Source organism: Streptomyces sp. NRRL S-1022 (assembly GCF_000720135.1).
Lineage (GTDB): Bacteria > Actinomycetota > Actinomycetes > Streptomycetales > Streptomycetaceae > Streptomyces.
Map to the genome: position 1 here is coordinate 1 of NZ_JOIU01000032.1, position 18,926 is coordinate 18,926.

Annotated in this window: 15 protein-coding genes; 12 read left to right on the forward strand and 3 right to left on the reverse strand. The window is 74.1% G+C overall.

Features of this window, described 5'->3' with window-relative positions; all coding sequences use genetic code 11:
• Positions 1-489 precede the first annotated feature (489 nt).
• Entirely contained in the window at positions 490-1,755 is a 1,266-nt protein-coding gene (locus IG05_RS0135135; protein ID WP_030348138.1) for an AAA family ATPase, read from the forward strand.
• A 38-nt stretch (positions 1,756-1,793) separates the two neighbouring features.
• The gene (locus IG05_RS0135140) at positions 1,794-3,134 is read left to right on the forward strand and encodes a DUF2201 family putative metallopeptidase (RefSeq protein ID WP_199808431.1); all 1,341 of its coding nucleotides are present in this window, start codon (positions 1,794-1,796) and stop codon (positions 3,132-3,134) included.
• A gap of 33 nt (positions 3,135-3,167) precedes the next feature.
• Here the strand turns inward: IG05_RS0135140 and IG05_RS0135145 are convergent, their stop codons facing one another.
• Positions 3,168-3,737, reverse strand: coding sequence for a GNAT family N-acetyltransferase (locus IG05_RS0135145; RefSeq protein ID WP_030348140.1), 570 nt, complete (start codon positions 3,735-3,737; stop codon positions 3,168-3,170).
• A gap of 252 nt (positions 3,738-3,989) precedes the next feature.
• On the opposite strand from IG05_RS0135145, the gene IG05_RS48595 reads away from it, so the two are divergent.
• The 6 genes from IG05_RS48595 (at position 3,990) to IG05_RS45995 (ending at position 10,103) form a co-directional block, all read left to right on the forward strand.
• Positions 3,990-4,151: a hypothetical protein gene (locus tag IG05_RS48595; RefSeq protein ID WP_199808432.1), complete on the forward strand. Its 162-nt coding sequence runs from the start codon at positions 3,990-3,992 to the stop codon at positions 4,149-4,151.
• Between the two features lie 125 nt (positions 4,152-4,276).
• Complete coding sequence (locus tag IG05_RS0135155; protein ID WP_030348141.1) at positions 4,277-4,702, forward strand: DUF3592 domain-containing protein; 426 nt, start codon at positions 4,277-4,279, stop codon at positions 4,700-4,702.
• Between the two features lie 152 nt (positions 4,703-4,854).
• On the forward strand, positions 4,855-6,075 hold the full coding sequence (locus tag IG05_RS0135160) for an alpha/beta hydrolase family protein (protein ID WP_051790600.1): 1,221 nt from the start codon (positions 4,855-4,857) through the stop codon (positions 6,073-6,075).
• Between the two features lie 131 nt (positions 6,076-6,206).
• Complete coding sequence (locus IG05_RS0135165; protein ID WP_030348143.1) at positions 6,207-7,925, forward strand: GMC oxidoreductase; 1,719 nt, start codon at positions 6,207-6,209, stop codon at positions 7,923-7,925.
• Positions 7,926-7,932: 7 nt separating this feature from the next.
• Positions 7,933-9,471, forward strand: coding sequence for a patatin-like phospholipase family protein (locus IG05_RS0135170; RefSeq protein ID WP_030348144.1), 1,539 nt, complete (start codon positions 7,933-7,935; stop codon positions 9,469-9,471).
• An 83-nt stretch (positions 9,472-9,554) separates the two neighbouring features.
• Positions 9,555-10,103, forward strand: coding sequence for a hypothetical protein (locus IG05_RS45995; protein ID WP_051790602.1), 549 nt, complete (start codon positions 9,555-9,557; stop codon positions 10,101-10,103).
• Between the two features lie 191 nt (positions 10,104-10,294).
• On the opposite strand, the gene IG05_RS0135180 is transcribed toward IG05_RS45995, so the two are convergent.
• Entirely contained in the window at positions 10,295-11,749 is a 1,455-nt protein-coding gene (locus tag IG05_RS0135180) for a sensor histidine kinase (RefSeq protein WP_030348146.1), read from the reverse strand.
• The gene (locus IG05_RS0135185; protein ID WP_030348147.1) at positions 11,746-12,507 is read right to left on the reverse strand and encodes a response regulator transcription factor; all 762 of its coding nucleotides are present in this window, start codon (positions 12,505-12,507) and stop codon (positions 11,746-11,748) included. Before IG05_RS0135185 ends, IG05_RS0135180 begins: the two co-directional genes overlap by 4 nt.
• A 409-nt stretch (positions 12,508-12,916) precedes the next feature.
• Here IG05_RS0135185 and IG05_RS0135190 point away from each other — a divergent pair, with 409 nt between their 5' ends.
• From IG05_RS0135190 to IG05_RS0135205, 4 genes are read left to right on the forward strand one after another with little or no spacing between them, the layout of a single operon-like run.
• A complete protein-coding gene (locus IG05_RS0135190; protein ID WP_030348148.1) occupies positions 12,917-14,491 on the forward strand; it encodes an IucA/IucC family protein in 1,575 nt (524 codons plus the stop codon).
• A gap of 36 nt (positions 14,492-14,527) precedes the next feature.
• The gene (locus tag IG05_RS0135195; protein WP_030348149.1) at positions 14,528-16,222 is read left to right on the forward strand and encodes an IucA/IucC family protein; all 1,695 of its coding nucleotides are present in this window, start codon (positions 14,528-14,530) and stop codon (positions 16,220-16,222) included.
• On the forward strand, positions 16,219-17,430 hold the full coding sequence (locus tag IG05_RS0135200) for a type III PLP-dependent enzyme (protein ID WP_030348150.1): 1,212 nt from the start codon (positions 16,219-16,221) through the stop codon (positions 17,428-17,430). Before IG05_RS0135195 ends, IG05_RS0135200 begins: the two co-directional genes overlap by 4 nt.
• The gene (locus IG05_RS0135205) at positions 17,427-18,791 is read left to right on the forward strand and encodes an MFS transporter (protein WP_234336156.1); all 1,365 of its coding nucleotides are present in this window, start codon (positions 17,427-17,429) and stop codon (positions 18,789-18,791) included. The genes IG05_RS0135200 and IG05_RS0135205 overlap by 4 nt, the downstream gene beginning before the upstream one ends.
• Positions 18,792-18,926: the final 135 nt, after the last annotated feature.

An 18,926-nucleotide genomic window follows, 5' to 3' on the forward strand; every position in this document is an offset into this window, starting at 1 on the left:
CTCCCGGCCCCCGCCCTCGCCTTCCGGCTTCCGGCTCCCGCCCCCGCCTTCCAGCTTCCGCCTCCCGCCTTCCGGCTCCCGCCCTCGCCTTCCGGCTTCCGGCTTCCGGCTTCCGGCTTCCGCCTTCCGGCTTCCGCCTTCCGGCTTCCGCCTTCCGGCTTCCGGCTTCCGCCTTCCGGCTTCCGCCTTCCGCCTTCCGGCTCCCGCCTTCCGCCTTCCGGCTCCCGGCTTCCGGCTCCCGCCTCCCGGCTTCCGCCTCCCGCCTTCCGCCTTCCGCCTTCCGCCTTCCGCCTTCCGGCTCCCGCCCCCCCTTCCAGCCTCCGGCTCCCGCCCCCGCCTTCCAGCTCCCGGCTCCCGCCTCCCGGCTTCCAGCTCCCGCCCCCCGCCCTCCAGCTCCCGGCTTCCGATTCCTGTACGGCACGGCCGTGTCCGTCGCCGCGCCCCCGCACGCCTCCTTCCGTTCCCCCGACTCCACCCCAGGTGACACCCATGACCTCGAACACCCTCCCGTCCGCACCCGGCGCACCCACCACCGGCGCCCAACTCGCCCTCGCCGACGACCTCTTGCGGCGGCTGCGGACGACCACCACCGAGCCGCGCCCCGACGAGCAGCTCGAAGCACTCACCCTGGCCGTCGCGGCCGACCTGCCCGTGCTGCTCTGGGGAGAACCGGGCATCGGCAAGACCGCGGCCCTGACCCAGCTCGCCACCTCCCTCGACCTGCCGCTGACCACCGTGATCGCCAGCGTCCACGAGCCGTCCGACTTCTCCGGACTGCCCATCGTCGGCGACGACCCGGCGGTGCAGGGCGTGCCGATGGCGCCGCCGCAGTGGGCCGTCGAGCTGGTACGCGCCGGGAAGGGCCTGCTCTTCCTGGACGAACTCTCCACCGCCACCCCGGCCGTCCAGGCCGCGCTGCTCCGCGTCGTCCTGGAACGAAAGGTCGGCGCCCTGCAACTGCCGCCGGGCGTACGGATCGTGGCCGCCGCCAACCCGCGCGCCTCGGCGGCGGACGGCTGGGAGCTGAGCCCGCCGCTCGCCAACCGGTTCGTGCACCTGTACTGGGTGCACGACCGGGACGTGGTGGTGCGCGGACTGGGCGGGGTCTGGCCCCGCGCGGAACTGCCCCGGCTGGAGCCGGAACGGTTGCCGGAGGCGGTGGCGTACGCCCGGCGCGCCGTCTGCGGGTTCCTCCAGGCCCGGCCGACACTGATCCACCGGCTGCCGGGCACGGAGAGCCGGCGCGGCGCTGCCTGGCCCTCGCCCCGCAGCTGGGAAGCCGCGCTGACGCTGCTGGCCTTCGGCACGGCCGCCGCCGTCTCCCGGGAGGTGCTCGCGCTGCTTATACGGGGCGCGGTGGGGGACGGCCCGGGACTCGAACTCCTCGCCCACCTGGACCGGATGGACCTGCCGGACCCCGAGTCCCTGCTGGCCGATCCGCCCGTCGCCGAGCTGCCGGAACGCGGCGACCTGCGGCAGGCGGCGCTGGAGGCGGTGGTGGCCGCCGTCGGCGCGCGACCCGAGCGGGAACGCTGGGAGGCGGCCTGGAAGGTGCTGGCCCGGGCCCTGGAGACCGGCGCCCCTGACCTGCTGGTCGCCCCCGCGACCACGCTGGCCGCGCTGCGGCGCGACGACTGGCAGCTGCCACAGACGCTGGACCGGCTGGCCGGGGTGGTCGGTCTCGCCCGCCGCGCCGACCGGTCGGTGGTCCGGGCCACGGCAGGCAGCGGGAGCGCGGCGGGGGCGCGCCGGTGAAGGGGGCCGCGAAGCGCCCGGTCCCGCTGCCGCACCCCATGGCCCCGCCCCCGGCGCCACGCCCGGTGCGGGCCGCCGTGCCCGGGCCGCCGGCCGGCACCGGTGCCCCGTACGACCGGAGCCGGCTCCCCCTGGACACCGAGAAGCTGCTGGCCGCCCGGCTGCACGCGGTGAAGGTGCGCCCCTACCTGGCCGCCGCCCTCTTCGCGCTGCACGTCGTGGAGGACCGCTCGGTGCCGACGATGGCGGTGGACGCGCACTGGCGCTGCTACGTCTCGCCCGGCTTCGTCGCGCGCACCCCGGTGGAGGAGCTGGCGGGCGTCTGGGTGCACGAGGTGTCCCACCTGCTGAGGGACCACCACGGACGCGGCGAGCGGTACGCGCGGGAGCACGAGGAGCACGGGCCGGGCCGGGGCGCCGGCACGGGGGCCGCTTCCGGGGGCTGGGAGAGGCTGCGCCGCAACATCGCCGCCGACTTCGAGATCAACGACGACATCTACGGTGACGGTCTGCCCCGGCCCGCCGGAGCGGTGCTGCCGTCACTGCTGCGGTTGCCCGAGGGCCTGTTGATGGAGGAGTACCTGCGGACGGCGTCGATGTCCGGGCTCGCCGCCGACCTGGCCTGGCTGGACTGCGGCAGCGGTGCCGACGGGCAGGCCCGGCCGTGGGAGCTGGGTCCCGACGGCGCCCGCGGGCTGAGCAGGCAGCAGCGGGACGCGGTGCGCTTCCGGGTCGCCGAGGGCATCAAGGGACGGCCGGGCGACGCACCGGAGGGATGGCGCCGGTGGGCGGACGAGGCGTTCCATCCTCCGCAGCCCTGGCGGCAGTTGCTCGGGGCGGCCGTCCGGGCGGCGGCGGCCGCGCCGGGCGTCGGAGAGAACCACAGCTACCGGCGTCCCTCCCGGCGCTCGGCCGGCCTCCCCGGAGTCCTGCTGCCGAGCCTGCGCCGCACACCGCCCCACGTCTGCGTGGTGATCGACACCTCCGGGTCGGTGAGCGACGCCGAACTGGGCAGCGCACTGCTGGAGGTGGCGGCGATCTCGCGGGCGGTGGGCGGGCGGCGCGACCTCGTCTCGGTGATCTCCTGCGACGCGGCGGCCGGGGTCGCCGTACCGCTCTGCCGGGCCGAGAACATCGAACTGCTCGGCGGCGGGGGGACCGACCTGCGCTCCGGCTTCACCCGCGCGCTGCGCTCCCGGCCCCGCCCGGACGTGATCGTCGCTCTCACCGACGGTCAGACGCCGTGGCCCTCCGCGCAGCCGCCCTGCCGCACCGTCGTCGGGCTCTTCCCCCGCCCCGCGCGCGCCGTGGACGAGGACGATCCCGACCACGTCCCCGACGGCCCGCCGCCCTGGGCGCGTGTCGTCACCATCGGCTGAGCCCGCACCGGCCCCCGGCCGGCCCGCACCGGCTCAGCCCTTCCACTCGTGGGCGAGGACCGCGTACACGTACTCGCTGCCCCAGCGATCACCGTCGAGGTCGTTGTCGACCAGGTGCGCCTCCCGCCGCATGCCGAGACGCTCGCACACGCGCACCGAGGCGGTGTTGAGGACGTCGAGCCGGGCGTAGAGGCGGTGGACGCCCAGCCGGCCGAAGGCCGACGAAGCGAGGGCGCGCGCCGCCTCGGTGGCGTAACCGTGCCCGGCGTAGCGGGGATTGAAGACCCAGCCGATCTCCGCCTGCCGGGCGCGGGCGCTCGTGAGCGTCAGGACCACCTCGCCGATGACGACGCGTGGCTCCTGTGCCCGGCACACGGCCAGCAGCAGTACGTCACCGTCCGCCTCCCACGGCGTCCCGGCCGCCCGCGCGGCGATGGACTCGGCGCAGCCCTCGCGGGTGAGCGGCGGCCGGTACAGGAACCGGGCCACCTCCGGCAGGCGCTGGTACGCGTACCGTTCCTCGACGTCGTCAGCGGTGAAGAGCCGCAGGACCAGCCGCTCGGTGGCGACCGGTGCCTGGACTCCAGGCGAGACAGCGGTCATTCGGACCTCCCCGTGTGCTGTCGATGAGTCACCGGTCAGCGTAGTCGGCCACCGGCTTCCCGCTGCTGTCAGCAGGTCTCGCACCGGTCGAGGTGGCCGGGGTGACCGTGTTCACCGAGGTATCCCTCGCCGACCGTGCGCGAAGCACCCGGCGGGCCGTCCTCGGCGGAAGGAGGCTGGACCGCCCTTCACCGGGTAGCCGAACCCCACGGGGCCCGACAACGACAGGGCAGCCCTGGCGAAAGGAGTGTCATGGCAGGCGTTTTCCAGCGCATCAAGGACTTCGCGAGGAGTCCGCAGGGGCAGCGCACGATCGAGCAGGTACGCCGTACCGCGGCCGATCCGCGCCGCCGGGCCCAGGCCCAGCGGCTCATCGGCAAGCTGCGCACCCGCCGTTCGACGTCGGGGATGTGACCCCACACTCCCGGGGCCGGGCGGACCCGGACCGGCAGGCGGCACGGTACCTGGCACAGCCGCCTGCGTGAGGACTCCGCCCGGCCACCCGCAACCGACACGCCGGCACACGCGTCGCAGGACACATGGAACGTGCGTGGCTCTTCTCCCTGATCCCCCTGACGATCGGCGTGGTCTTCCTCGCCTTCGGTGCGTACGGTCTCCGCCGCGCCGCGGTGCTTCGCCGCACGGGCGTCGACGCGGAGGCGCGGATCGTCCGGCACGAAGCCCGGCGGAACGACGAGGGCGTCACGTTCTACCACCCGGTCGCGGCCTGGACGGCCCAGGACGGAACCGCATGCGAGTACGCGTCCCGGTACGGCCGCGGAACCATGCGCGACACCCTCGGAGCCGGGACGCGCGTCCTGGTCCGGTACGACCCGCGGGCCCCGCACCGGTTCGCGATCCAGGGCTGGGACATGACGAGGCTCGACCTGCTGTTCACGGTGCTGGGCTCGGTGCTGGCCACCGGCACGGTGACGGTCCTGCTCGTCCGGCTGCTGACCCTCTGACAGGGCACCGCGACACCCGCCGGGGGCCCGGCCGCGGGCCGGTGAGCGGACCGCCGTCAGCATCCGGATGTAGACCGGTGGTCCGATACGGCCCCGGATTGCATCCGGTGGATGGACGCGGCCCGGCCGCGGCGCATGCCAGCGTTGCCCCCATGCCAGTCAACTTCTCCGCACCACAACGACGTTCGACGTCCGACACGGCCTTGACGCGCCGGCGCCTGCTGGGAGCCGCGCTGGCGGCCGGCGCCGCCGTACCGCTCGGCGCCGTCGGGGCGGCCCGGGCCTCGGCCGCGTCCGCCCCCGCACGGCTCATCCTGCCCGCGCCGACCGGGCCGTACCCGGTGGGCACGGTGGCCCTGCGCCTCGTCGACACCGCCCGCCCGGACCCCGTGGCCGGCCCCGGGCGCCACCGCGAGCTGATGGCGAGCGTCTGGTACCCCGCCCGGGACGTCCCGGGGCATCCGCTCGCGCCGTGGATGTCCGCCGGCGCGCTGCGGGAGCTGCTCGCGTCCGCCGGGTTTCCCGCCGACGCCGTACAGGTGCCGCTGACGTCCGGCCACCGGTGCGCCCCGGTGCGACGGGACGGCCGGGAACTGCCGGTCGTCGTCTTCTCGCACGGCGCGCACAGCCACCGGGCCGATCACACCGTCATCGTGCAGGAACTCGCCAGCCACGGCTACGTGGTGGTGACGGCGGACCACACCTACGACGCCTTCACCGAGTTCCCCGACGGACGGATCCTCACCCCGCTGACGGACCCGCGGTACGCCATGGGCCCGGCGGACTTCGCCGCGGACATCCGGTTCGTCCTCGACCGTGTCGGGGACCTGGCCGCCGGGCGCAATCCCGACGCCGACGGCCGGGCCCTGCCGACGGGCCTGGCCGGCGGGATCGACCCGCGGCGCATCGGCATGTTCGGCTGGTCGAAGGGCGGGACGGCGACCGCGCGCCTCATGCTCGACGATCCGCGGCTGCGGGCCGGGCTGAGCCTCGACGGACCGATGCTGCCGGCCATGGCCGGCGAGCTGGACCGGCCGTTCATGATGATGACGGCCGAGTTCACCCGGGCCGCGGAGCCCGCCGTCGCCGAGTTCTGGACGCACCTGCGCGGATGGCGGCTCGACATCCGGGCCGAGGGGGCCGTCCACGCCTCCTACGGCGACAACCAGGTGCTGATCCCGCAACTGGCGGTGGCGGTGGGCATGAGCGAAGAGGAACTGCGCGGCTGGACCGGCACCCTCGCCCCCGCGCGGGCGGTACGCATCCAGCAGGCGTACCCGCTCGCGTTCTTCGACGTGCACCTGCGGCACCGGCGCCGGCAGCTGCTCGACGGCCCGTCCCGGGAGTTCCCGGAGGTGACCTTCCTGCCCTGAGACGGACCCCGGAACGGGGAGGGGCCAGGGCACGCTCGGCATGCGCCGCGCGACCGGCTGCGCCACAATGGGAGGACACGAGCGTTTGCCTGTCCTGCGCGAGGGCTTGATGCTTCTCGGAGGCAGCCGGCATGGAAATCTTCGACGCCGTGGTGATCGGGTCGGGATTCGGCGGCTCGGTCGTGACGGCACGACTGGCGGAGGCACACCAGCGCGTTTGCCTGCTGGAACGCGGCAGGGCGTACGCGCCGGGTACCTTTCCGCGCGGGCCGCACGCGACCGCGTCGAACTTCTGGGCCCCGGACCACGGGCTGTACGGCATGTTCGACGTGTGGAGCTTCTCGGAACTCGACGCCGTCGTGTGCAGCGGACTCGGTGGCGGTTCGCTGATCTACGCCAACGTCCTGCTGCGCAAACCCGAGAACTGGTTCCCCCAGGGCGACGCCCCGGAGGGCTGCGGTGAGTACTGGCCGATCGGCTACAAGGAGCTGGTCGGGCACTACGAGAAGGTCGAGCGGGCGATGGGCGTGCAGAGGTACCCCACCGACCACGAGCCCTACCGGAGCACGCCGAAGACCCTGGCGATGCAGGAGGCGGCGCGGCGGCTGGGCCTGGACTGGGAACTCCCCCACCTGGCCGTGACCTTCGGCAACCCGGGGGAGACGCCGGTGCCCGGGGTGCCCGTCGCGGGTGGCGCGGAGAACCGGTACGGGGTTCCGCGCTACACCTGCCGGCTCGTCGGCGAGTGCGACATCGGCTGCAATTTCGGCAGCAAGAACACCCTCGACCTCACCTATCTCAGCACCGCCGAGATGAAGCACGGAGCCGTGCTCCGCACCGGCTGCGAGGTGAAGTCCTTCACGCCCACGTCCGACGGGTTCCTGATCTCCTACCTGGACCGGCGGCTTGACCCGGCGGAGGGGGACCGAGCGGAGGGGGAACGGGACACGCCCGTACCGCACGTCGTACGGGCACACCGGCTGATCCTCGCCGCCGGGGCGCTCGGCACGCCGTACCTGCTCCTGCGGAACCGGAGCCAGCTCCCGGATCTCGGCCCGGCCCTCGGCACCCGGTTCTCCGGCAACGGCGACTTCCTGGGATTCGTCTTCAAGGCCCGGGACCGGCACGGCGGCCAGGACACACCCCGGCTGCTGCACCCCAGTTTCGGCCCGGTCATCACCAGCGCGATGCGCTCGCCGGACCGCCTCGACGGCGGTACCGGCCGCGGATTCTTCATCGAGGACGCCGGATACCCGGACTTCATCAACTGGCTGGTGGAGCAGAACGCCCTCACCGCCTCCGGGCACGTGCTGCGCTTCCTGCTGCGCAGGGGCTGGTCCCGGCTGAGCCACAGTCCCCGCAGCGAGGTCGGACGTCAGCTGTCCGGCGCCCTGAGCAAAGGCTTGTTCACGGCCACCTCGCTCCCGCTGCTCGGCATGGGGCGGGACATGCCGACGGGCCGGATGCGGCTGCGCGACGGATACCTGGACCTGGACTGGGACACCGCCGCCTCGGACGCCTACCTCCACCGGATGAACGGGACCATGCGCGCACTGTCCTCGGCGCTGGGCGGCTGCTACGCCTCGGACCCACTGTCGTACCTCAACCGGCTCATCACCGTGCACCCGCTCGGCGGTGCCCCGATGGGCCGCAACCGGCAGGAGGGCGTGGTCGATTCCTACGGGCGGGTGTACGGCTGCCCTGGCCTGTCGATCGTCGACGGGTCGATCATGCCCGGTCCGGTCGGTGCCAATCCCTCGCTCACCATCGCGGCCCTCGCCGACCGTGCGGCCGACGCCGTCATCGACGATCTCGACGCGGGGAAGCGACGATCCCGGACAAGGCGGTGACGGACGGATGACGGACGACGGTCATGGCACCGAAGACACCCGCCGGGCGCTGATCCTGGCCGGCGGCGGGGTCAAGGTCGCCTTCCAGGCGGGCGTGCTCCAGGTGTGGCTCGACGAGGCGGGCCTGCGGTTCGACCACGCGGACGGCGCGAGCGGCGGCACGTTCAACCTGGCCATGTACTGCCAGGGCATGAGCGGGCGTCAGATCGCCGACAACTGGCGGGAGATACGCCCGCTGAAGGGTGTCAGTCCCAACTGGCGGCAGTACCCGAAGGGCCCGTACGGCTCGTCCCTCTTCACCCTCGACGGGTACCGGCGCCACGTCTTCCCCGGCTGGGGGCTCGACTGGGAGAAGATCCGGGCGACCGACCGGCTCGCCACCTTCAACCTCTACGACTTCTCCCGCAACGAGCTGGAGGTGCTGACCGCCGACCGCATGGACGAGGACCGGCTCGCCGCCGCCGTGTCGCTGCCGATGTGGTTCCCGCCGGTCACCCTCGACGGCAGGGTCTACATCGACCCCGTCTACGTCACCGACGCCAACATCGGCGAGGCGATCCGCCGGGGCTGCGACGAGCTGTGGATCATCTGGACGGTCAGCGGACGGCGCCGCTGGCGCGACGGGTTCGTGGCGCACTACTTCCAGATCATCGAGACGGCGGCCAACAGCCGGCTCCAGGAGTGGCAGCGGCGGATCGACGCCAGCAACACCGCGCTCCGCGAAGGCGGCGCGGGCGAGTTCGGCCGCCCGATCACCGTCAGGATGCTGCAGTGCGAGGTCCCGCTCAACTACCTGATCAACTTCAGCCGGGACCGCTTCCGGCAGGCTGTCGAACTCGGGGTGCACCGGGCCCGGGCCTGGTGCGCGGAGCAGGGGATCCCGCTGTCCGCCCCGCTGCCCTGCCCTGCGGTCGACGGCGGCCGGCTGCGCTTCAGCGAACACATGGCCGGTGCGGTCACCTTCGGCTCCTCGGCGCCCGGCACCCACGCCCCGCACGACGGCGGACCCGGCCGGGAACCGCTCTCGGTGCGCCTCACCGTGCACATCGACGAACTGGACCGCTTCCTCGTCCACCCCGAGCACCAGGCCACGATCACAGGGCAGATCCACTGCGAGGCGCTGGGCGGCCGGTGCGCGGTGGAGTCGGGCTTCTTCAACCTCTTCGTGGAGGAGGGCGACCCGGAACACCTGCGCATGCGCTACCGCCTGTTCTTCACCGACGGGTCCGGCAATCCGCTCACCCTCAGCGGCTGCAAGACCGTGGACGAGGACTCGGGCCACGGCCTGTGGGCCGACACCACGACCCTGCACACCCGCATCCTGCGCGGGACGGTGCCGCCCGGCGAGGACGCGGACGCCCAGGTGGTGGCCACCGGAGTCGTACGCCTCCGGCTCCCCGACCTCGTCCGCGAGCTGGCCAGCTTCCGGATACGTGCGGACACCCCCCGGGACCGGCTGGCCGCACTGGCCCGATTCGGCCAGTTCTTCGCCGGCCGCCTCTGGGACGTGTACTTCCAGGGGGCGCTGGCCTGGTCACCGGTCTGACGAGCCGGCGCGGTGCGGTTGTACAGTCGTCGCCCATCAGGCTGCCGCGCGCCGCGGCTCCATGACGCCTTGGGGATGCGCACATGTGGTCCGTCGTCGACGACGCCGAGCGGGCGCGGTGGAACTTCGTGCCGTTCGAGACCGTCGGCCCGCTCCGGTTCGGCATGAGCATCGAAGAGATGACCACCGTGATGGGTGCGCAGGGCTTCACCGGCACTCATTCGGCCATGACCCGGCCGCACGGTGCTCTGGTGCGGCAGGCTGGATTCCGTTCCGAGAACGCGCCACTGTACGAGGAGGCCGTGACGGCCTACTGCCGGAAGTCCGGCGAACTGGCCGCCGTCGTGGTGGACGCCCTGTGTGGTCCGCAGGTCTCCGTCGAACGACTTCGCCTGGTCGGCCGGGTCCCGTCCGACCTGACGGAACGGCTCCATGGATATGCCGAGGACCGTGGCATGGAGCCCGCGGTCTCCGTGGAGGGCGACGCCGTGGTGGAGCAACTCGGACTGCTGGTACGGGCCCAGCGAGCCGGCGACATCCTCCTGTCCCGGCCGTTCTTCGCCGCCGGCTTCCAGGACTGGGCACACACGCTGCACGACTGCGTTCCCGCGGACGAGTGGGCCGTGCGTTGACCTCAGCGGTGGCGGTGGCCGCCCGGGGCAGCTGACACCGCACCGCCGCCGACCGGCGAGGTCAGGCAGAACGCCGAAGCCGCCGCGCTCGCCGCCCCTCCGGGCACCGTGGTCGAGTCGGAGGAGGACACCGAGCGGGCCGGCACGTGTGGAGATGAGGCAGGAGGGCGCCCGGGCCCGGGGGTGCCGAGTCAGCGCGCGGGCGTGGGACGGCTCGCGGGGACCACGTCCGCGGGGCCGTGTGCCCGGTGGGCCCGGTTCCCGGCGGGCCGCAGGAGGACGACGGCGTCGAGCCCGCCGCCGGGAGCCGCCTCCAGGGTGACCTCGCCACCGCCGGCCCGGGTGAGGTGCCGGACCATGGGCAGGCCCAGGCCGGTGCCGTCGTGGTCGGCGTCGGCGGCGCGCCAGAACCGGTCGAAGGCGCGCTGCCGTTCGGCCTCGGTCATGCCCGGGCCCTGGTCGGTCACGTGCAGCTCGGCCATGGCGGGGGTGCGGCCGGCCTCCTCGGGAGCGACGGTGGCCAGCGTGATGACGGTTCCCGGCGGGGACACGCGCAGCGCGTTGGAGAGCAGGTTGTCGACGATCTGCTCCAGGGCGCCCGGCACCGCCCACACCCGGACGGCCGCGGCCCCGGAGACGACGAGGCCGACGTCCTGTTCGTCGGCGAAGGCCGCCCAGATCGCCGCGCGATCGGCCACGACGGCCTGGAGATCGACCGCCTCCGGCCTGATCGCGGAGTTCTCCAGCCGGGCGAGCGCGAGCAGCCCCTGCACCATACGGCTGAGCCGCTCCAGTTCCCCGAGCGCCTGGTCCAGGCTGTCCCGCGCGCAGGGAGCGAGGTGCGGCTCGAAGTTCTCCAGGCGCAGGCGCAGCGAGGTCAGCGGAGTCTTCAGCTGGTGGGACGCCTCGGAGGCGAACGCCTGCTGGGCCTGGAGCAGGTGCTGGAGCCGGGTCGCGGTCCTCGTGAACGACACGGCGAGGCGGCGCAGCTCCGGCGGGCCCTGGTCGGCGGCCGGCGGATCGGTGAGCCGGCCTTCGGCGAGCTGCGCGGTGGCGCGCTCCAGCGCCTGGAGGGGGCGGGTGACGGAGCGGGCGAGAGCGAAGCCGATCACGGACACGGCGGCCAGCACCCCGAGCCCGGCGGCCGCGAGGACCAGCCAGGTGGCGTGGACCTTCGACGTGAGCGGCCGGAGGAGATAGGTGGTCCGCACCACACAGGCGACGGCGGCGTCCGAGCCACCCGGCACGGCGACGAAGAGGACGGCGCCGCCCGCCGACGGGTCACTGCCGGTGCCGACGGCGGGACGGCCGCGCAACGCGGCCGGGACACCCGGCTCGGCGGACACGTCCCGGCCGGCCCGGGCCCGGGCAGCGGTGTCGGTGAGGACGATGCCCCGGCGATCGGCGACGAGTACCCGGCTGCCGGTGCGCCGCCCGTACGCGCGGGCGAGTCCGGGCAGGTCGGCCGCCAGCCCGTGCTCCATCTTGTCCTCGCAGACCTCGGCGAGCGTCATCGCCCCCTGCTGCGCCGCGTGGGAGAAGCGGGACAGCTCGCTGCGGGCGTAGAAGACGCCGAACGGCACCTCCAGGGCGAGCAGGACGAACAGCATGAGGCTCAGGTGGCTGAGCAGCAGACGACGGGTCACCGGGGTGTTCCGCCGCGCGCCGGCACCGCGGCGGGCCCGGCGTCCGCGTGTGCCGGGGGGACCAGGCGGAAGCCGATGCCGCGGATGTTCTCGATCCAGGAGGAGTCGCCGAGTTTGCGGCGCAGCGCGGCGATGTGGACGTCCAGGGTCTTGGTGGGGCCGAAGAAGTTCGGTTCCCACGCCGTGTCGAGGATCTGCCGGCGGGAGCAGACCGCTCCCGGGTCCTCCGCGAGGCAGACGAGCAGGTCGAACTCCTTGGGCGCCAGGGCGATGAGTGCCTGGCGCAGACGGACCTGCCGGGTGCGGCGGTCGATGGTCAGCGGGCCGATCCGCTGGACGTGGAGCGTCCCGGCCGGTGCCGGGCCGGCCGCGGGGCCCGGTCCGGTGTGGCGGGTGTCGGCGCCGGCCGGCCGGGCGCGGCGGGTGACGGCCCGGATCCGGGCGACGAGCTCCCGCACGCCGAAGGGTTTGGAGACGTAGTCGTCCGCGCCCAGCTCCAGACCGAGCACCCGGTCCACCTCGTCGTCCCGGGCAGTGATCATGATGATCGGCACGGACGAGCGGGCCCGCAGCGCACGGCAGACGTCCAGGCCGTCCATGTCGGGCAGCCCGAGGTCCAGCAGCACCATCGCCGCCTCCGGCGCGGCGAGGCCGTCGGCCCCGGTTCTGGCGTGTTCGACGGTGAATCCGAAACGGCGCAGTCCCTCCGCCAACGGTCCGGCCACCCGGTCGTCGTCCTCGATCAGCAAGACACGCATCCCGAAAGGCTCACAGACCTTCGCCGGATGGTGTGGAGCAAACGCCGGAACCTCCCCCGAGCCGGTGATCCCGCCACACTCGGCGTAACCGCTGGAACGGGCCGTCACGACGACATCCAGGACACGGAGAGCGCGGAGTGAACGGGAAGTTAGGGCCGAGGGCGTCGAGGGTCCATCCGCCCAGGTGGCAGCGGTGAACCGAGACAGGAGCAGACCGCGCGGACAGCAGGCGCCGCGCGCGGAATCGCCCGGCGTCGGGCAGGAGCAGCGCTGCCTGCTGGGAGTCCGGGGATCCCCGCTGTACGTGCTCTGGCAATCCGCTTGATCGTCTTCCCGTAGCGTCGGTCGCACGGCCGGTGCCACCGGAGCACCGCGCGCCAAGCCCCCTCACGAGCACCTGGGATGCCCCATGCCCCTTGATGAACTGAGCCTCGCGCGCCCGGACCTGGTGGAGCCCTTCACGGCCGCGCTCCCGGGAGCACGCGCCACCGTACTGGGCCGGCTGTGGGGAGCCTTCGTACGGGAACCACTGCCCGGTGTCCTCGGGCACCGCCGGGACGCCGGCGCGCTCGTGGTCGAGCTGCGACGAGGCGGCACGCTCTCGGCGCCCGAGTCCGGCGCGCGGCCGTTCGCCGAGGTGCCCGACGACTTCGCCGTCACGGGGCCGGACGGGCCGATCAGCGGGCCGGCGGAGCTGCTGGACCGGCTGGGCCTGCGGACCCCCGCGGCGGACCGGCTGGCGGCCGAGCTGGACAACAGCGTGATCAACCTGGCCCTGGCCCGGGCCGCGAACGCCGGGGAAAGGGCCGCGCCCGCGGACTCGGCGGACGCCGAGCAGGCGGTCGTCGACGGCCACCCGCAGCACCCCTGCTGCCGGACCCGCACCGGCATGTCGGTCGCCGACGTCCTCGCCTACGCCCCCGAGCACCACCCGGTCGTCCGGCTGGCGCTGCTGCGGGTCCCGGCCGACCGCTGGCAGGGGGCCGGCACCTGGCCGCGGCAGCTGCGGGACGGCGGCACGCTCCTCCTGCCGCTGCACCCGTGGCAGCGGGACCACGTGCTCGTGCGCCACCCCGGTCTGGCCGTCGTGGAGGAGACGGTCCCGGCCCGGCCGCTGCTGTCGATGCGCACCCTCATGCCCGTGGGCACCCTGCCGGGCTGCCACATCAAGACCGCGCTCGACGTCCAGGTCACCAACTACCGGCGCACCATCTCCCCGGCCGAGGTCGCCGACGGGCCCCCGCTGTCCGACCTCGTCTCGGCCGTCGTCGACAAGGCCGGGCACGGCGGCAGCCTGCGCATCCTCCGGGAGCTGGGCGGTGGCGCGGTGCGCGTCGACGGCCGGCCGTCCGCGAGCCTCGCGGCGATGATCCGGGAGTCGACCGAGTCCCACCTCGGCGCACGGGAGATCGCGGTCCCGCTCACCGCCGTCCACGCGACCGGAGCCGCCGTGGTGCCGGGGGACCCGGTGCGCTGGCTGGCGGACCTCGCCGGGCTGATCCTGCCGCCCGCGCTGACGCTGCTGTCCATGGGCGTGGCACTGGAGGCCCACGGCCAGAACACCCTGGTCGTGCTGCGCGACGGGCGGCCGGTGCGGGTGCTGTACCGGGACCTGGACGGCGTACGGGTCAGCCCGCGCCGGCTGGCCCGCTGCGGCTTCACCCTGCCCGACCTGCTCGGCACCCGCGCGGGCGACGACACCGAAGGACTGCACACCAAACTGTTCGGCGCCCTGGTCAGCGGGGTCTTCAGCGAGCTGGTCGACGTCCTCGGCCGGACGCACGGGGCCGATCCACGAGCGCTGTGGGGCGTGGTGGCCGAGGCCGGCCGCCGGGTGTACGCCGACCTGCCGGACCGGGAGGACGAGGCCGCGTTCTTCGGCGACACCATGCCGCTGAAGGCCACCATCGCCATGCGCCTGGCCCGGAACCCGGGCAGCGCCCAGTGGACGCGCGTCCCCAACCCCCTGGCACCGCGCCGTTGACCTCCGACACCGACCGCCGTCCCCTGGAGCGACCGTATGACCACCGGCACTGCCCCCGGCACCACCACCGTCGGCGCGAGCGCGCCCGTCACGACAGCCGACACCGTCACCGCGCACACCCTGCTCAACTGCCTGCTCCGCGAGGTCTCCGCCCCCGAACACCAGGTGACGGTCGACGACGACCACCTCCTGCTCCGGCTGCCGCGCCGCGGGATCCTGCTGCGCTCCCCGCTGCGCCGCGTCTCGCTGATCGGGGCGCACCGCTTCCGGGGCCCGGTGCAGCGGCTCGACGACGACTCCTGGACGACCGTGAGCTGGCGGGAACTGGCCGGTTACATCCAGGACGAACTGGAGCTGCGGACGGGCGTCGGCAACGAGGAGTTCCTCGCCCAGGTCGCCGACAGCCGCGAGACGATCCGCACCGCGCTCGAAGAGCGGGCGGCCGCGACACCGCACACCGACCCGTACGTGGCGTCGGAGCAGTCCCTGGTGTTCGGCCACCGCTTCCACCCCACGCCCAAGTCCCGCACCGGCGACCCGGCGGACTGGCTGGCCTACGGCCCCGAGACCGGCGCGCGTTTCCGCCTGCGCCACCTGGCCGTCCGCCGCCACCTCGTACGGCAGGAGGGCGAGCTGCACGAGCTGGACGCGCTGCTCCCGGCGGCGGCCGAGCCGGGGTTCGCCGTGCTGCCGGTGCACCCCTGGCAGTTCCGGCTGCTCGGGGAGGACGAGGCGCTGCGCGCGGCCATGGCCCGCGGCGACGTGACCGACACCGGGGTGAGCGGACCGGAACTGGTGCCGACCGCGTCGGTGCGCACCCTGTACGACCCCGAGAGCGACACCTTCCTGAAGTTCAGTCTGAACGTCCGCCTCACCAACTGCGTGCGCAGACACGCCCGTTACGAGCTGTCCGGCGCCGTCGCCCTCAACCGCCTGCTCCAGCCCGTCTTCACCGCACTCGCCGGCCGCTTCCCCGGCTGCGCGCTCCTGGCCGAGCCCGGCTACCGCACCCTCGACACCGGCGACACCGCTCTCCTGGAGGGCCTGGGCGTCATCGTCCGTTCCGGCCTGCGCCACCACCTGCGTCCCGGGGTGACGCCCCTGCTCGCCGCCGCGGTGGCGGACGAGTACCCGTCCGGCGCGGCACACGTCTCCCGTCTGCTCGCCCGCGGTGACGGGGACGTACTGGCCTGGTGGGACGCGTACCTGCGGCTGCTGCTGCCACCGGTGCTGGCCGCCTACTTCGAACACGGTGTCGTCCTCGAACCCCACCTGCAGAACGTCGTCGTGGGCGTGCGCGCGGACGGCACTCCCGCGCAGATGCTCTTCCGCGACCTGGAGGGCACCAAGCTGCTGCCCGGGCCGCACCGGAGCGCCCTCGCGGACCTGCCCGAGGACGTCCGCGGCCCCCTCACCTACGACCCGGAGCGCGGCTGGAACCGGGTCGCGTACTGCCTGCTGGTCAACCACACGGCCGAAGTGCTCGGCGCCCTGGCCGACCTCGACCCGACCCTGGAACCCGCCCTCTGGGGCCTGGTCCGCGACCACCTCCACGCCTACGCCCGTACCGCCGCCCAGCCGCCCCGGCTGCGCGCCCTGCTGTCCGGGGTGCCCCTGCCCGCGAAGGCCAACCTGCTCCTGCGCTGGTCCCGCGGGGCCGACCGGCACGCCGGCTACGTCCCCCTGCCCAGCCCCCTCGGCGCGGACTTCCCCCGCGAGGCGGTCCGGTGAGGGCCGCCCTGCGCGACCACGTCGGCCGGCTGACCGACGGCGAGCTGCCCGCGTACGTCTACGACCTCCCGGACCTGCGCGAGCACGTCCGGGCCGTCCGGGCCGCGCTGCCGGACCGTGTCGAGCTGCTGTACGCGGCCAAGGCCAACGCCGACCCCCGGATCCTCGGCGCACTCGCCGGTCACGTCGACGGTTTCGAGGTGGCCTCCGGCGGCGAACTCGGCCATGTCCGCGCCCTGTTTCCCGACGCGCCGATCGCCTTCGGAGGCCCCGGCAAGACCCCGCAGGAGCTGGCCCGGGCACTCGACGCCGGAGTGGAGCGCCTGCACGTCGAGAGCGCGCACGAACTCCGACTGCTCGCGTCCCTGTCGGCCGGCCGGACGGCCGACGTCCTCCTCCGCGTCAACCTCCCCGTCGATCCCGGCCGGGCCGCCCTGGTCATGGGCGGACACCCCAGTCCCTTCGGCATGGACCCCGCCCAACTGGACCACTGCCTGGAGCTGATCGCCGCCGTCCCCGGCATCCGGCTGCGCGGCCTCCACCTCCACCTGGCCAGCGGCCTCACGGCCCCGGCCCAGCTGGCGCTCATCGACGAGATCCTGACCTGGGCCGAGGACTGGGCGCGCCGGCGCGGCGTGGACCTGTCCGAGGTGAACGCCGGAGGGGGGATGGCCGTCGACTACGCGCATCCGCACACGAGGTTCGACTGGCCCGCCTTCGGCGCCGGACTGCGCAGGCGCCTGGCCCGCCACCCCCGCCTCACCCTGCGGATCGAACCCGGTCGCTCGCTCACCGCGTACTGCGGCTGGTACGTCACCCAGGTCCTGGACCTCAAGTGCAGCCGCGGCCAGGCGTTCGCCGTGCTGCGCGGCGGCACCCACCACCTGCGCACCCCGGCCGCGAAACAGCACGACCAGCCGTTCGAGGTGATCCCCGACGACGTCTGGCCGCGGCCCTGGGGCCGACCGGAGGCCCGCGACGAGCCGGTGACCCTGGTCGGACAGCTGTGCACCCCCAAGGACGTCCTGGCCCGCCGCGTCAGGGTCGAACGGCTGCGCGTCGGCGACCGGGTCGCCTTCGCCATGGCCGGCGCCTACGCCTGGAACATCTCCCACCACGCCTTCCTGATGCACCCCCGCCCGGCCTTCCACCACCTCGACGAAGCGGAGGCCCCCGGCCCGGGCGCGTACACCCGCCGCCGGTCATGAGCGCGGGCTCCCGCCTGCCGGTGCGGGCCGTGCTCACCGGCCGGGGCTTCCGCCGCTACCTGCTCGGACAGCTGACGTCCAACATCGGCACCTGGATGCAGCGCGCCGCCCAGGACCTGCTCGTCCTGGACCTCACCGGCGGCAGCGGCAGCGCGGTCGGCACCGTGACCGCGCTGCAGTTCCTGCCGCAGACCCTGTTCGGCCTGACCGGAGGCGTCCTCGCCGACCGGTACCCCAGGCGGCGGCTCCTGCTGCTCACCCAGTCGGCCATGGGAGCGCAGTCGCTCCTGCTCGGCGTGCTGACCGTCACCGGGCAAGGGAACCTGTGGTCCGTCCACGCGCTGGCCTTCGCCCTCGGCACCGCCACCGCCGTGGACGGTCCCGCCCGCAACGCCTACATCTGCGAGCTGGTCGCGCGCGAGGGCGTGGCCACCGCGGTCAGCCTCAACTCCGCCCAGTTCAACGTGGCCCGGTGCCTCGGCCCCGCACTCGCCGGTCCGACCGTCGCCGCCGTCGGCACGGGCCCGGTGTTCCTCGTGAACGCGGCCTCGTACCTGGCCGTCCTGTACGGCCTGATCACCATCCGGACGGACGGCGCGGACCCCCCGGGCGAGCGCGGCCGGCCCCGGCCCGGCCGTACCCGGCCACGCGACGCCTTCCGCCACATCGCCACCACACCCGAACTGCTCGTGCCGGTCGTCCTCATCGCCTTCGTCGGCACCTTCGGCCTCAACTTCCAGGTCACCCTCTCGCTGGTGGCGATCACGGCCTTCCACACGGGCGCCGCCGCCTTCGGCTGGCTCTCCGCCGCCTACGCCCTGGGCAGCCTCGCCGGCGCGCTCCACGGGGCGAGCCGCGGCAGGCGGCCGACGGTACGCCGGCTGGCCGTCACCACGGTCGTCTTCGGGGCACTGGAGGCCGCGCTGGGCCTGATGCCGGGCTACGGCACGTTCGCGGCCCTGCTGATCCCCACCGGTTTCGCCGCGGTGACCGTGACCACGACCGCCAACGCGCTGACGCAGCTGCACGCCGACCCGCACCTGCGGGGCCGCGTCCTGTCCGTCTACCTCCTGGTCCTGCTGGGCGGCACCCCGGTGGGCGCCCCACTGGCCGGCATGGTGGCGGACGCCTTCGGCGCCCGTTCCACGCTGCTCCTGGGCGGTGTCGTCTCGGCTTGCTCCGCGCTCGCGCTCCCCGTCCTGCGGCCGTTGTCAGCGGCTGCGGCCGTCGTCTCCACCGCGCGGCCGGCTTCCGGGGGTTCCAGCTCTGTGAACGGCTTCATCCCCGACCTGTCCGGGGGCGGCCCGGAGACTCGTCCGGGACCCGACCGACGGTCGGGCCCAGCCGATGGCCACGAGTGACCTGCCGGCGCCGGCCGCGCACCGTCCGTGTGCGCCGTGAGCCCCTGATGTGGGCGAAGCGACCCCCGCTGTTATTCAATGAAGTGTGGTCCGAGTACGGCCCCGGCGCCGCGCCGGGGATTGCTGAGAGAGCCG